General features: G+C 66.1%; 10 protein-coding genes. 8 read left to right on the top strand and 2 right to left on the bottom strand.

Features of this window, described 5'->3' with window-relative positions; genetic code table 11:
* Position 1 precedes the first annotated feature (1 nt).
* Positions 2-2,146 (top strand): UvrD-helicase domain-containing protein, encoded by a 2,145-nt coding sequence (locus ACZ7KI_RS20680; protein WP_470274724.1) that lies wholly within the window; start codon positions 2-4, stop codon positions 2,144-2,146.
* On the opposite strand, the gene ACZ7KI_RS20675 is transcribed toward ACZ7KI_RS20680, so the two are convergent.
* Positions 2,140-3,813, bottom strand: a complete 1,674-nt coding sequence (locus ACZ7KI_RS20675) for an N-6 DNA methylase (protein ID WP_470274723.1) — start codon at positions 3,811-3,813, stop codon at positions 2,140-2,142. The genes ACZ7KI_RS20680 and ACZ7KI_RS20675 overlap by 7 nt on opposite strands.
* 421 nt (positions 3,814-4,234) lie before the next feature.
* Here ACZ7KI_RS20675 and ACZ7KI_RS20670 point away from each other — a divergent pair, with 421 nt between their 5' ends.
* The 5 genes from ACZ7KI_RS20670 to ACZ7KI_RS20650 are packed head-to-tail and all read left to right on the top strand — an operon-like array spanning position 4,235 to position 13,586.
* The gene (locus ACZ7KI_RS20670; protein WP_470274722.1) at positions 4,235-5,593 is read left to right on the top strand and encodes a helicase-associated domain-containing protein; all 1,359 of its coding nucleotides are present in this window, start codon (positions 4,235-4,237) and stop codon (positions 5,591-5,593) included.
* Positions 5,594-5,600: 7 nt separating this feature from the next.
* On the top strand, positions 5,601-7,145 hold the full coding sequence (locus ACZ7KI_RS20665; protein ID WP_470274721.1) for a TIGR02677 family protein: 1,545 nt from the start codon (positions 5,601-5,603) through the stop codon (positions 7,143-7,145).
* Positions 7,142-8,335 carry a TIGR02678 family protein gene (locus tag ACZ7KI_RS20660; RefSeq protein WP_470274720.1) on the top strand — a complete coding sequence of 398 codons (1,194 nt, stop codon included), beginning with the start codon at positions 7,142-7,144 and terminating at the stop codon, positions 8,333-8,335. Before ACZ7KI_RS20665 ends, ACZ7KI_RS20660 begins: the two co-directional genes overlap by 4 nt.
* Positions 8,332-12,369 (top strand): TIGR02680 family protein, encoded by a 4,038-nt coding sequence (locus ACZ7KI_RS20655; protein ID WP_470274719.1) that lies wholly within the window; start codon positions 8,332-8,334, stop codon positions 12,367-12,369. The genes ACZ7KI_RS20660 and ACZ7KI_RS20655 overlap by 4 nt, the downstream gene beginning before the upstream one ends.
* Complete coding sequence (locus ACZ7KI_RS20650; protein WP_470274718.1) at positions 12,369-13,586, top strand: TIGR02679 family protein; 1,218 nt, start codon at positions 12,369-12,371, stop codon at positions 13,584-13,586. The genes ACZ7KI_RS20655 and ACZ7KI_RS20650 overlap by 1 nt, the downstream gene beginning before the upstream one ends.
* Here the strand turns inward: ACZ7KI_RS20650 and ACZ7KI_RS20645 are convergent.
* Positions 13,583-13,813, bottom strand: coding sequence for a hypothetical protein (locus ACZ7KI_RS20645; RefSeq protein ID WP_470274717.1), 231 nt, complete (start codon positions 13,811-13,813; stop codon positions 13,583-13,585). The two genes, ACZ7KI_RS20650 and ACZ7KI_RS20645, sit on opposite strands and share 4 nt — an antisense overlap.
* A gap of 230 nt (positions 13,814-14,043) precedes the next feature.
* Between ACZ7KI_RS20645 and ACZ7KI_RS20640 the strand changes: the two genes are divergently transcribed.
* Entirely contained in the window at positions 14,044-14,406 is a 363-nt protein-coding gene (locus ACZ7KI_RS20640; protein WP_470274716.1) for a TetR/AcrR family transcriptional regulator, read from the top strand.
* A 19-nt stretch (positions 14,407-14,425) separates the two neighbouring features.
* Positions 14,426-14,611, top strand: coding sequence for a hypothetical protein (locus ACZ7KI_RS20635; protein WP_470274715.1), 186 nt, complete (start codon positions 14,426-14,428; stop codon positions 14,609-14,611).
* Positions 14,612-14,688: the final 77 nt, after the last annotated feature.

Below are 14,688 nucleotides of genomic sequence, written 5' to 3'. Positions count from 1 at the left end.
CATGCCGCATCTCGCGTTCGCCAATAGCTTCTGGCAGACCTACGACGTGCTGGAAAAGCAAGTCAAGGCCGGCGTGCGCAAGGCGATGGAGAAATTCCAGCTGCTGACCGTCGCGGAGCTGTATGCGGACAAGGGCCTACACCTGGAATCGGTGGACAAGGCACGCGACCCACGGATGCGCACCATCCGGATCACCGACTTCTGGCGCGGCGTCGTCCTCGCACCTGACGATGGAAGCGACATTTTCCTGCTACTGAACGTGGTAGCTCACGACGACGCATACACTTGGGCGGCCAAACGCATATACACCGTCAATACCGCCACACGAGCACTCGAGGTACGAAACGTCGTCGCCATCGAGCAGCTCACCCCTCCCCTGGAACAGGCAGCGGCTGCAGCGCCGAGCCTGTTGTTCGCCAAGCATTCCGACACCGTGCTGCGCGACCTCGGCATCGACGCCCAGGTATTGCGCGCCGCACGAGCGATCACGGACAAGCCGCAACTGGATGCGTTCGGCGGTCTGCTGCCCGAAGACCAGTTCGAGGTCTTGCAATTTCTCGCCGAGGGCTTCACACCGGAGGAGGTCTACCGGGACGTTGTTGTCGAACGCCGTCCGACTGATGTCGTCGACGACACAGACGACAGTTTGGCAAGGGCAATCGTCAACACGGCCGGCCGTATCACACTCGTCACGAGCCCGGATGAGCTCACCGACATCCTCGACAAACCTTTCGCTGCATGGCGTGTGTTCCTACACCCGTCCCAGCGCCGCGTCGCCTACAGGATCTCCTTCAACGGACCAGCACAGGTAACGGGCGGCCCGGGTACCGGTAAGACGGTGGTCGCGCTGCACCGCGTCAAACATCTGTTGTCTCGCTCTCCGGACAGCCAAGTCCTGCTCACCACGTTCACCAATGCGCTGGCCCGAACCCTGCGCGAGAACCTGGCCCTCCTTCTTGACGACGACGATCTGCTTGCCCGAGTACAGGTCACCACAGTCGATGCCTTCGCGAATCGTGTTGTCCGGGATACCACCGGAGTGGCACCCTCTCCCATCACAGACACCGAAGAGCGGCCGGTCTGGCGACGAATCGTCCGTCAGCTCGGACTTCCGTGGTCCGAACAGTTCCTGATGCAGGAGTACCGCCACGTCGTGCTCGCTCAGCACGTCACCTCCGAGGCGGAGTACCTGCTCGTCGAGCGGCGCGGTCGCGGTTCGGCGCTGCGTCCGGTACAGCGGAAGCAACTTTGGCGTGCCGTGGAGATGTTCCTCGCGGAACTGCGCGCCGCACGTAAAACCACTCATCTCGAAGTCTGTGTCCACGCAGCCGAGAAACTCGACGGCGCCGATCGACACCGCTTCGATCACGTGGTCGTCGACGAGGCACAAGACCTTCATCCGGTGCAATGGCGTGTACTGCGCGCCGCGGTGCCGGCCGGCCCGGATGACCTCTTCATCACCGGTGATCCGCACCAGCGCATCTACGATTCGCGCGTCTCCCTCCGGGCGCTCGGTATCTCGGTAACCGGCCGTAGCAGCCGGTTGCGCATCAACTATCGCAGCACAGCTGAGATCCTGGCCTGGTCGACCGGCGTGATGGCCGAGACGCCCGTCGAAGAACTCAGCGGCGACGGTGACGATCACCTGGCTGGCTACCGGTCACTACTGCACGGCAAACGGCCGAGCCTTGCCGGTCATCCCTCCGAGCAGTCCGAGGTCATCGGGCTGACGCAGCGCGTCCAAGAATGGATCGACCAGGGCGTGCTCCCCAGCGAGATCGCCGTCTGTACCCGCTTCAACCTGATGCTGGACAAGGTGAATGACGGGCTGAAAGCAGCGGGGATACCCACCGTTCGGGTCCGGGATCAGCCGCACGCTGGAGTAGTCGGAGTGCGGCTGGCCACCATGCATGCAATGAAAGGACTCGAGTTCCGCTGTGTGGCAGTGACCGGGGTGACCGCGAAAGCCATTCCGTTCGCGAAGGAGATCACACCTTTGGAGGTTGATCGCCATCAGCACGAGAGCGATTTACTCAAAGAACGCTGCCTGCTCTTCGTGGCGTGCACCCGAGCGCGCGAAGCGCTGGCAGTCTCCTGGAGCGGATCACCCAGCCCGCTCCTGCCGACTACCAACAGTCGCTACTGAGCCCTGGTGCTGTCGCCTGTCTGGCGGGGTTGCCGGGGCATCTCCGATTCCGGGAGAAGGGTGCCATGGGTCAGGCCATCGCGCGCCAACGAAGCGGCGCGCTCACCCAGTTTCGCGAGATCGGCCAGACGCCGTTCAAAGTCGTCGAGCGCACGGAAGGCATCACCATAGGTCCGTTGGTCATCGATGCTCATCTGGGGGACACGTGCACCACGAACATCGACCCGGAAACTGCCGCTGCCGCTGGTCGCACGCTTGGCATTCGCCGTACTGCGCAGAAACCCGTTCAAGTAGCCGGTGTCGAGCTGATCAGTAACGGCCACCGCCGCACCGTCGGAAACCTCCACGAGCCCGGCTCGGATCAAGTCGGCCATCCTGACCGTCGCACCGTCGATTGTCCCGGGCCCTGATGTCAGCGACGGCAACAGACCCCGCAGCTCTCGGAGTCGCCGGCCCAGTAGGTCGCAGGTGGCGAGGTAGTCGGCCAGGTGATCCATCCGTGACGCAAGGACATGACGGGCAGGCGTCAAGTCGACTTCCTCGTCGAGCAGGTCCACCAGCGGCACATCCACGACCTGGTTCGACTCTGGCTCGAAAGGACCCTCAGGGGCATTGGCTGAGAGGTCCACCATGCGCACGGACGACGTGGCCAGGCCTGAGGCGGTCGGCCGTGCAAGCAACCACAGGTGAACCGGCTGCGAATGCGACACCGCCACCCCCGACGGCAACGCGACGACCTGGGAGATTACGCCGCGGCGTACCAGCTCCGCCCGGATCCGGCGTCCTGCCTTCCGATAAGCGACGGAAGCCGGCATCGCCACCACCGCCTGACCGCCTGGCGCGACGTGCGCGTAGCAATGCTGCAACCAAGCCAGCTCACTTTCAGCACGAGTCGGCACGCCGAATTCCCATCGAGGGTCGAGAAGCAACTCCTCACGCCCCCAATCCGACACTGTGGCCGGCGGGTCACACACTACGAGCGTCGCACGAAGATCTGGCCATTGATCGTTCCGGAGCGAGTCACCGACCTTGATCGTGACAGAAGTGTTCCGGCCGATCGCCGCGCGCAAGGACGTGAACCGCGCGGCTGCCGGGTCCAGCTCTTGAGCCGCCAGTGTCGTTCCCTGGCTGCTCCCAAGTGCGAGCAGCAGGGAACCGACCCCACAAGCCGGATCGAAAATGGTGCCGCTGACCCGGCCTGCGAAATGGCGGATCGCATGAACGAGACGATCCGACGACCCGTGGTCCGTGGCGGCCCGCCCAGACGAGCTAAGAAGCCTCTCTGTGAGTGCGGCAACCACCTCGGCTGATGAGCGTTCTTCCACGAATTCGAGCACCAGCGCCCGAAGCCCTGGCTCCAACACCTTGGAATCGCCGGTGGCCAGGAGCTCACAGACGTCGGCGAGGCCCGAAAGCACGCCCTCGTCGTACTGGCTGCGCAAAGCCTGCCAAACCAGAACCTCAAGAGAAACGTCATCGCCCTTGCCGTAGCGGCTGAGCCACGCATCCACCTCAGGTCGTGCATACAGGACCCGACCGCCGGTCCCGCTTGATGGCTTAGGGAAGTCCGGATAACGCTTACGCCAATTAGAGACAGCAGCCCGCGTCACCTTGGCCAGTTGCGCTATCTCCGCGGCCGTGACCAGCGATGAAGACTCCAGAGCCATGCGCACAACTGTACACGTAGAGGTACTTCAACCAACACTCCAAACCGTTAACGTCGTCAACACGCGTCTATCTAACGGGCATCCCCGTTCAGGCCGTGATCCCGTTGTACCCGGCAGCCCAATCGTGGCAGTGATAGTCCCCACGCGGTCTGAAGGCCACGATCGCAGCCGCAGCGGGGTAGGCGAGGCAGCCTTCGTCCTCGGGTAGCCGGTTCCAGCTCGGCACCTCAGCCGCCGAACAAAAGCGTCCGGCATCGGTGCCCCGATCGCCGTACTCGCGTGCTTGAGGTCTGCCGGACGCAAGACACCCTTGGGGGTCACTGGCCGTCCTTCACCGGCCCATTTCGCGTTCCCGCGAATCCGGTCGAAGGCCACACAGTAATGGGCGAGCGTGTCACAGCGGGAGGTTATCGTTGGCCCCGTGACGGCCAAGGAAACGCCCCGGACCCGGCTCACCGAGCACGACGCCCAGCTCAATCTCCGCACCATGCTGGAGCTGTGCGCGGCCGGCAAGGTGCGGTGCAGCGAAAAGACCGGCCGCCCCTCCGCTGCCACGGTTCGCACGATCACGGACAATCTCGCGAACGGCGACTTCTACGACCACGACCCGATCATGGCGTTCGCGTGGCCGTTGCTCCTGCAGGCGGGCGGGCTCGCCAAACTCGAGGGCGGAAAGCTCCAGCTGACCTCGAAGGGCCGGGACGCCATGCGCAAGGCGCCGGGCGAGGTCTTGCGTCTTTTGTGGCAGCGTTGGCTTTCCCATGCGGTGATCGACGAATTCAGCCGGGTCGAGGAGATCAAAGGGCAGCGCATCAGCAACGTTTTGACCGCGGCCAAACCACGGCGCCAAACCGTGGGACGGGCGTTGGCCGAATGCCCGCAGGACGAGTGGCTGTTCGTGGAAACGCTGTTCTCGATCATGCGCACCCGCGGCCTGAACCCCACCATCGCTCGAAGCGACCGGGCATTGTGGAAGTTGTACCTCGTCGAAGCCGAGTACGGCAGTCTCGGCTACGACGGTTACTACCAGTGGGACATGCTCGAAGGCCGCTACACGCTGGCCCTGCTGTTCGAGTACGCGGCCACGCTGGGGATGTTCGACCTCGAATACACCGAGGCGGCTTGGGCGCGCGATGACTTCCGGGAGAATTGGGGCGGCGACGCTCTCGAAGCGTTGAGCCGCTATGACGGTCTTCAGCGCATCCGCCTCACCGCGCTGGGCAGCCATATCCTCGGACTCACCGAGCAATACCGGCCGATGCCGGTGGAGCCGGATGCGGGTGTGGTGAAGGTTCTGCCCAACCTCGACATCGTCGCCACCGGCGCGCTGGCACCCGCGGACGAACTCACGCTTTCGGCCTATGCCGAGCAGACGAGCGATCGGGTCTGGACGGTTTCGGCTCGAAGTCTGCTCACCGCGGTCGACTCGGGCCGTGGTTTGGCCGAGTTCAGCGCGTTGCTGAACCGCCTTGCCGAGAACGAAATGCCCGCGACCTTGACGACCTTGCTGGATGACGTCACCCGGCGAGTCAGCGAACTGACCGACCTGGGGCACGCTCGGGTGATCGAATGCGGCGATCCGGCGGTGGCCATGCTCATCGCCCGCGACCGCGGCCTGCGCGGATTGTGCAGGCTACTCGGCGAACGCCATCTCGCTGTTCCGCTCGGCCAGGAGACGAAGTTCCGCAAGGCGCTGCTGAAGCTCGGCTACGTCCTGGATATGTCGGCTGACCAGGCGCCCGGTGGGGTGCCATCGGAACTGTCGGTGCCCTCTCCATAATGGGATCGTGACCGACCGACAGGAGCCCCAGCCGTTCGCGCACCTGAGCGCGCCGAACGCGGCGCTCTATCGCGACGTCCTGCTGACGTTCGCGCGGGCGCGGGACCGGTTCATCGTGCACATGCGTCCGGAGGACGTCACGACGGACTTGGGCAGGCCGGGCGATATCGAGCAGGTCGCGGACGCGCTGGACAAGCTGGTCGACTGGGGCAACTTGCGTGCCGATCCGGACACGAGCCGGGTGACCAGTGTCGCCGACTTCCATCGCGCCCGGTATCTGTACCAGCTCACCGCGGCAGGTCAGGCCGCTGAAGAGGCACTCGCCGTCTATGACCAGGCGCTGGGCCGCCGCGGGTCGTTGCAGTCGGTGGCGCTGGAGGACATCGCGGCGCAACTGCGGGCACTCGTGGAGCTGGCCGGGGCGCGGGAACTCGACCCGGCGAAGGTGCATCTGCTGTTGCTCGCGCTCGCCGAGCGGTTCACCGGCTTGGCCGACAACGCGCAGGCGTTCATGGCGTCGCTACGCCGCGTGATTGATTTCGCCGACGGGGACGTGGAGGCGTTCGTCGCCTACAAGCAGCGGCTGATCGACTACGTGAACCGGTTCATCGCCGACCTTGCCAACCGGGGCGCGGAAATCGCCACTTTGCTCGGCCGGATCGAGGAAATCGGCGTGAAAGAGCTGCTCATGGTGGCCGCGAAACGCGAGGCGGCGGATGTCGCGCCGGACGATCACGAGAACGCCGCCGCCATCGAAAACTGTTATGACACTTGGCGAAATCGCTGGCGGGGGCTGCACGACTGGTTCGTCTCGGCCGATTCTCGCCGTCAGTCGCAAGCGCGACTGCTCCGAGGCGCCGCCGTCACGGCGATCACCCAGCTCATCGACACAGTGGCCGCGCTCAACGAACGCCGGTCCGGGCGTTCCGATCGCTCGGCGGATTTCCGTACCTTGGCGCGGTGGTTCGCCCAGGCCCCGGACGACGGCGCGGCGCATCGCCTGTGGCGGACGGCGTTCGGGCTCAGTTCCGCGAGACACCTCACTGTCGACCACGAAACCATTGCCACGTGGGAAGAAGTACAGCCGGCGCCGAATACCGCGTGGCGGGAGGCACCCGGGGTGCACATCAGCCCGCAACTGCGCAAAACCGGATCTTACGAGCGGCGCGGGCAGCCCAACCGGGTCTCGGATCGCACGGAGCAGCGGCGCGTTCTCGCCGAGCAGGCGGCTTTGGAATCCGAGCAGGTCGCCGAAGCGCGTGCGCGGCTGGCCACGCCGGGGCCGACGCGGCTGTCGGCTCTGGGTGAGCTCGACGCGCGGGCGTTCCGGCTTTTCCTCGGTCTTCTCGGCGACGCGCTCTCGGCCCGCGCCCCTGGCGACCACGAAGTCCGCACGACCACGAGCGACGGCACGATGGAGATCCGGCTTGCCCTCGTGCGTGGTGGCGGAACGGTGCGAATCGACACCGAGGACGGTGTGCTGAGCGGGCCGGAACACCTGATCGAGATCATCGACCTGGTCGGCCGCGACCGAGTGGAAGCGATCGCATGACCACGCCCGTCGACGAAAGCGTTGCCCAGAAGCGAAAAGCTCTGCGTGCGCTGCTCGCCAAACCGTTGCTGACAGCGGGAGCGGACGACGAAGTACTGCGGTTGGTCCGGCGCCACGCGGCGGAACTGCGTGATTGGCTCGCCACCGAAACGGGCTGGCGGCTGACGGTCGGCGCCGAATCCGCCCGGCTGTTCAAGACCGCGCCGACGTTGACCGATCAGACCCATCCTGCGACGGACGGCAAAGGCAAACCACCGTTCGGCCGTCGCAGGTACGTCCTGCTCTGCTTGGCACTGTCCGTCTTGGAGCGAGCCGACGCGCAGATCACCCTCGGCCGCCTCGCTGAAGGCGTGCTCGCCGCGGCGAATGAACCCGAACTCGTCGACGCGGGTGTGTCGTTCACGCTGAGCAGGCGTGACGAACGTTCGGATCTCGTCGCCGCGGTCCGCTTGCTGCTCACCTGGGGTGTACTCGAACGCGTCGCCGGCGAGGAAGACGCCTACCTGAGCGACAACGGAGACGTCCTGTACGACGTGCAACGCCGGGTGCTGGCCACGCTTTTGACCAGTGGTCGCGGCCCTTCGACGATCAACGCCGCCGATTTCGAAACCAGGCTCGAAGAACTCGCCCACGAGCCCGTCGCCGACACTGACGACTTGCGCAATCGAGCCCTGCGCCACCGGCTGACCCGCCGCCTGCTCGACGACCCAGTGGTCTATTACGACGAGCTGGCCGAAGACGAACGCGCGTACCTGACCAGCCAGCGGCACGCGATCACGCGCCGGATCGAGAACGCCACCGGGCTGGTCGCCGAAGTCCGCGCGGAGGGCATCGCGATGGTCGACCCCGACGACGAGCTGACCGACGTGCGCATGCCGGAGCAGCGCACCGACGGCCACGTCACTTTGCTCGTCGCCGAGTATCTCGCGGCACGGAAAGAGCCGGTGCCGATCGAGCGGATGCTGGCGTATGTCAGGAAGATCGCCCGTGAGCACGCCACCTTCTGGCGCCGCGGAGTCACCGAAGAAGGCGCGGACGAGGAACTCCTCGCCATCGCGTTGCACAAGTTGCGTGCACTGAGGCTCGTCGAGGATTCCGCGGGGGAGCCGCCGATGGTGCGTGCGCTGCCCGCGATCGGCCGTTACCGGCTCGACGCGCCCACCATTCGGGAGAGGAAGACCCGGAAATGACCTTGCCCATCCCGGACAGGGCCCGCTGGCAGCCACTCCGCGCCGGACTGGTCGACCTGTTCTACTATGACCTCGAAGAGTTCCATTTCCACGACGGCCGCCTGTTGTTGCGCGGCAACAACGGGACCGGCAAATCCAAGGTACTCGCGCTCACCCTGCCGTTCCTGCTCGATGGCGAACTGTCGGCGCACCGGGTCGAGCCGGACGGCGATCGCAACAAGCGCATGGAATGGAACCTGCTGCTCGGCGGGAAACATCCGCACAATGAACGCCTCGGTTACACCTGGCTGGAATTCGGCCGCGCCCTTCCCGATGGGAGCACCGAGTACCGGACGATCGGCTGCGGTCTCAAGGCCGTCGCCGGCCGCGGCATCGCCAGGCACTGGTTCTTCGTCACCGACCAGCGCATCGGCCGGGACCTCTCTCTGGTGAGCCCGACCCGGGTGGCGTTGACCAGGGAGAAGCTCAAGGACGCCGTCGAGGGGCATGGCCAGGTGTACGACACCGCGTCGGAATACCGGCGAGCGGTGGACGAGGCCTTGTTCGGGCTGGGAACACATCGCTACGAAGCCCTCGTCAATCTCCTGATCCAGCTACGGCAACCACAGCTGTCGAAGAAACCGGACGAGAAACTGCTGTCCCGAGCGCTCACCGAGGCGCTTCCGCCGCTCGACCCGGCCTTGGTGGCCACGGTCGCGGAAGCTTTTCGCGGGCTGGACGAAGAGCGAGAGACCTTACGCGCGCTCGCCGAGGCCAAGACGGCGGCGGAACAGTTCCTCACTCATTACCGGCGGTATTCCCGGATCGCGGCCAAACGCCGGGCGGCGCCGGTTCGCCATACCCACAGCAGGTACGAGCAGCTCGGACGTGACCTCGGGGAAGCCGAAGCCGCTTACGAAAAGGCGACGCTGGCACTCGAAGAAGCACAACGACAGCTTGATGAGCTGACCACGGCGAAAGACCAGTTGGAGGCACGACGTGCCGCGCTGCAGAGCAGCCCGGAAATGCGGGACGCCGAGACCCTGAAACAGGTAGGGGCAGAGGCCGACAAGCTCAGCAAATTCGCCGCGTCGCGAGAACGCGATCTGGCATCGGCCGTCGAGAACCTTCGGCTCCGTGAAGAGCAAGCCGAAACGGCGCGACGAACGACCGAAGCCGACTCGGTGATTTTGGAGCAGGCCAAGGAAACCGCCCGAGAAGCCGCCGAGGCCGCGTACGTGGCAGAGGGGCATGCCGCAGTTGTCGCCGACGAAGACGAGCGGGCCGGGCAGGCGCTGATCGAACGGCAGACCAAGGCTGTCGAGCAGCTGCAACGGTTGCTCAACGCCGCGACACAGGCCGAGGCCGCGTTGCGTTCGGCACGCGAAAACGTGGACCGGATCACCGGCGAGCAGCAGGGTGCCGCCGAGCGGATCACGGCCGCCGAGGAAGGCATCGCTGAACGCGGTGCCGCGCTCGTCGCCTCTTACCGCTCCTACCTGGCCAACACGAAGCAGTTCACACTGTCCGATGTGGACGGAGTGCTCGACTCGCTGGACGCGTGGACCGAGACGCTCACCGGTGCCAACCCCGCGACATCGGCGGTGGGAGAAGCCGTGCTCCGGGCGACCACCGAACTAGGTCGCGAGCAAGCCGCCCTCGACGCCGAGCGAGCAGCGGCGGGAAGCGAGCGGCAAGCGATCATCGACGAGATCGCACGGCTCGAAGCGGGCGGGCACGACGCTCCGCCAAGGCCGTACACCCGTGACGAAGACGCACGGGCAGGCCGTCCTGGCGCTCCACTGTGGAAGGTCGTGGACTTCCTCCCCGGCGTCGACGCGGAGCACCGGGCCGGCCTCGAAGCGGCGTTGGAGGCCGCGGGCGTTCTGGACGCTTGGGTGACCCCGGACGGTGAACTGCACAGCACGCTGACCGGCGACGTGGTCGTCAAACCCGGCGACCCCGCACCGGCGGGCGGCCTCACCGCGGTGCTCACGCCGGCGGTGGACCGGGCCGACCCGCAGGCCGCGACCCTGGATGACGACGTGGTCCGATCGGTTTTGCGCGCGATCGGTCTCGGTCCCGGCGCGGACACCTGGGTCGCGGTGGACGGCAGGTTCGCCGTCGGTGTGCTGAGCGGAGCGTGGCACAAGGACACGGCCGGTTACCTGGGCGAGGGCGCGCGCGAGGCCGCGCGCAGGGAACGAGTCCGGCGGCTGCGGGAAGAAGTCGCCCGGCTGGATCGGCGCCTTGCCGAAGTGGCGGACGCGCTGGACAGCCTGGCTGCCCGGCGAGCCGCCCTCACCGTGGAACACCGGGCTCAACCGCAGGACAACGATCTCCGCGATGCTCATGTCAGGCTCGCTGGCGAGCACGATTCGAAACGCCGGATCGACGCCCGTCTCGACGAAGCCGTCACGGACTCCGAAGAATGTGCCGACGCGGCCGAGCAGGCTCGCGGAAAGGTCATCGAATTCGCCGGTGACGTCGGTCTGCCGACGGATCCCGAGGAACTGGCCCGGGTACGCAAAGCCGTTGGTGACTACCGGGTCGCCCTCGCCGGGCTTTGGCCCGCGGCGCGGGCGCTGGCTCGGGCGCTGGCGGGATCGGCCAAGGCGGAGCACGAACTGCGAGCCGCCGCCGAACACCACGGTGAAGCACAGGAAGCGGCCACCGAGGCCCGCGCTGAAGCCGAAGTCGTGGCGGAACGTCATCGGGTACTGGTCGAGACCGCGGGCGCGGGAGTCGATGAGCTGTACCGGAAACTGGCCGCGGTCGCCGCGGAACTCGACGAGCGAGACGCCCGCGAGAAGCAAGTGCGACATGACGAACAAGTCGTGCGTGAAGAACGGGGAACGGCAAACGGGCGGCGCGAGACGCTTCGCGATTCGATCTCGACCGCCGTGGCCGAACGTGACCAGGCCATCGGTGAGCTGAGGGCCTTCGCGAATACGGGACTGTTGACGACAGCCATTCCCGAATTGGAATTCCCTGATCCCGCCAAGGAGTGGGCGCCCAATCCGGCTGTCGCCCTCGCACGGGCCATCAACGCCGCGCTGGACGGCGTGGACGACGCGGACCGGCCTTGGGAGCTGGTGCAGCAGCGTGTGTCGGCCGAACACAAGCTCCTGACCGACGCCTTGTCCAGGCATGGCCATTCGGTCGGGATGACCGTACGAGACGGGATCATCGTCGTCGACGTGCTGTTCCAAGGGCGCACCCAGGACATTCCGACGCTGGTGGCAGCCTTGGAGGTGGAGAACGAGCAGCGAGCGAACCTGCTTTCGGCGAAGGAGCGCGAGATCCTCGAGAACCACCTCATCAACGAAGTGGCAGGCACGCTACAAGAATTGATCGGAAACGCAGAGGATCAGGTCCGGTCCATCAACCTCGATCTGGATGCCCGGCCGACGTCCACCGGAATGCGCCTGCGGCTGCAATGGCGCACTTCGCGGACGGCGCCCGACGGGCTGGACAGGGTCCGAGACCGGTTGTTACGGCAGACCGCCGACGCCTGGAGTGTGGAGGACCGGACCGCGGTCGGCGGGTTCCTGCAGGAGCAGATCAACCGCGAGCACGCCGAAGACGCGGCTGGTGGCTGGGTCGAGCAACTCACCCGCGCGTTGGATTACCGGTCCTGGCACGAATTCGCGATCCAGCGCTACCAGGACGGCCAATGGCGGTCCGCGACCGGACCGGCCTCCGGCGGTGAACGGGTGCTCGCCGCGTCGGTTCCTCTCTTCGCCGCAGCGTCTTCCTTCTACTCGTCGTCGGCCAATCCCCACACCCCGCGGCTTGTCGCGCTCGACGAAGCGTTCGCCGGTGTCGACGACGACTCCCGGGCCAAGTGTCTCGGCCTGCTCGCCGCGTTCGATCTCGACGTCGTGATGACCAGCGAACGCGAATGGGGTTGCTACCCGCAGGTGCCCGGTCTGGCCATCGCCCAGCTCGCGCGGCGCGACGGTATCGACGCCGTGCTGGTGACCCCTTGGCAGTGGGACGGCCGTGAGCGTGTCCAGCGAGAACGACCGCTCCCCTACGTCCCGACAGCCTGATGGCCGATCTTGATCGCCTCCGCAGGCTCTTAGGCGGTGAGGACACGGCGTGGCTGCTCGACCGCTTGCGCCGCCGGATGAGCAACGGCAAGCCGTTGAGCGGTGTCGTCACCCTCGGCTCGGCGACACAGGACCAGCGCAGGGCCATCGAGCGATTGCTCGGTCGCCGGGCCGGTACTGGTACTTCCCTGAGCGTTTCTCTCGACGAAGTCGACGCGGTGCTTCGCCGGAGCGGTTCGGCGCCGGAGGGGCTCGCCGACGCGGCACGGCTGCTGATCGGAACCGTACCGGACCGGGCGGCCGAGGCAGCGGCATGGGCGGCGGCTTTCCAGCCCCTGGACGAACTGGTCGCGCGACGTCCGGTGCTGGGGGCGTGGCGAGGATGGTTGGACTCGACCGGAATGGTCCGGAGGTTGGCTTCGGATCCGGAGACCGCTTCGACGTTGATCACCCTGACGATCCGCGTTCTCGCCGAGCTGCCTTCGGAAGGCATCGCGCTGGGACGGCTCGCCGCCGAAACCGCCGGCGACGCGCACGGCTTGGACGACGGACGCCCTTTGGCGACGATCGTCCTGTCGGCGGCGAGGTGCCTGCGCGGTACCCCGCCCGCCGGAGACGGCTCAGCGGGCGAACGCCGTCGCTCTTGGGCTGCCGTCGGCGTACACCGTGACGAGCTGTCCTCGTCGGTGTTGTGCCTCGGTTTGCCCGGCGGTACCGGCACGGTGACCGGCCGGATCTTGGCGCTGTCCAAGGAATCCGGCGAACCGTGTGTGCTGACGCTGCGCCAGTTGAACACCGCGAGCCTCGGCGTCGAGGACGGGATCGTGTCGGTCTGCGAGAACCCGATCGTCCTCGCCTCCGCGGCCGACGAACTGGGTCCCGGCTGCCCACCGCTGGTCTGTGTCAACGGCCAGCCATCGGCCGCGGTGTGGCGTCTGCTCGAACTCCTCGCGGCGGACGGTGCCCGGTTCAGGTATCACGGCGACTTCGACTGGGGCGGCGTCCGGATCGGCAACACCCTGCGAGACCGGATTCCCTGGCAGCCATGGCGCTTCGACGCCGCGGCGTACACCGCGACGACCGCGGCCGGCGGTCCGTTGGCGGGCAGGCCGGTGGACGCGAGCTGGGATCCGGAACTACGGCCGGCCCTTGAGCGACGCGGGTTGCGCGTCGAAGAGGAGCTGGTTCTTCCTGCCTTGTTGGAGGATCTCCGCTAGGCCTCATGGAAGTCGGCGAGGTGATGGGCTTCGGCTGACGATTCCGCAGCGGCCAGCCAATCCGGATAGGCGACATGGACCAATTCCGTGTCCTCATCGGCCACGTAGACGAGTTCAGTCTCCGCCTGTAGGTAGATCACGTCGCCGGCTCGCGCCGTTACCGATCCCGATGGCCCCTTGACGGTGAAAGCTCCGGAAGTGATGACCAGAGTCTCGTCGTAGGTCAACGTCCATGGGTTGTTCTCACCTTTCCGTAGCGAGCGAAGCCGACGGACATCGCCGCGCCGCTGCCCTGCGAGAGGACGTCGGCCAAGAAGATCTGCTGTTCGAGCCGTTGAACCCAGGTCGAAGCGTCACCGCTCGTGAAGTGTCGACGGACGTCTGAACTCCTTAACTGGAATTTTCTCCACTTATCACAACGGAAAAGTTCCGCTTGTTCACCGACTAGACTGACCAGGTGCTTCCCATCGCAGGATACGGGCCGTTCGAACGGGCGGACGCGGCCCGCAACCGACAGAAGATCGTCCGCGCGGCGGCCAAGCTTGTGGCTGCCAAGGGGATCGCCGGGCTCGCGCTTGACGAGATCGTGGCGAAAGCGGGCGTCGGGATCGGGATCGCGTATCGACGGTTCCCCGACAAAGGAGCGTTGGCACAGGCGCTGCTCGATGAGAACGAGCGCGAGTTCTGGGAGGCGTTCATCAGCGGGCCGCCGCCCTTGGTTGCCCGGAGCGCCACCAAGGGAACGGCTCCGAGCGTTCATGGAGGCGTACGTCGACAGACTCGAGACACATGGCGGGTTGCTTATGGGCGCGGCGACTGAGACGCCGGTGGCACGGTTCGTGACCAGCGCGTACCGGCTGAACCACAGCCACTTGGTCGCACGGATCGGCGAGATCGATCCGGACGCGGACGCGCACTTCCGGGCGGATGCGTTGCTCGCGCCGCTGGCGGCGGCCCAGTACATCTACCAGCGACAAAGTGGCATGAAAACGGAACGTATTAAACGCGGCCTAAGAAGTCTGTGACCGATACACCTCCACTGAATCCGAAGCTTTGCGCTTCAATATCTACTATTTTCGTAATTGCATGACATGCAAGCGAG

The organism is Amycolatopsis sp. NPDC039088, assembly GCF_055598845.1.
This window is presented reverse-complemented; position numbering and strand designations above follow the sequence as displayed.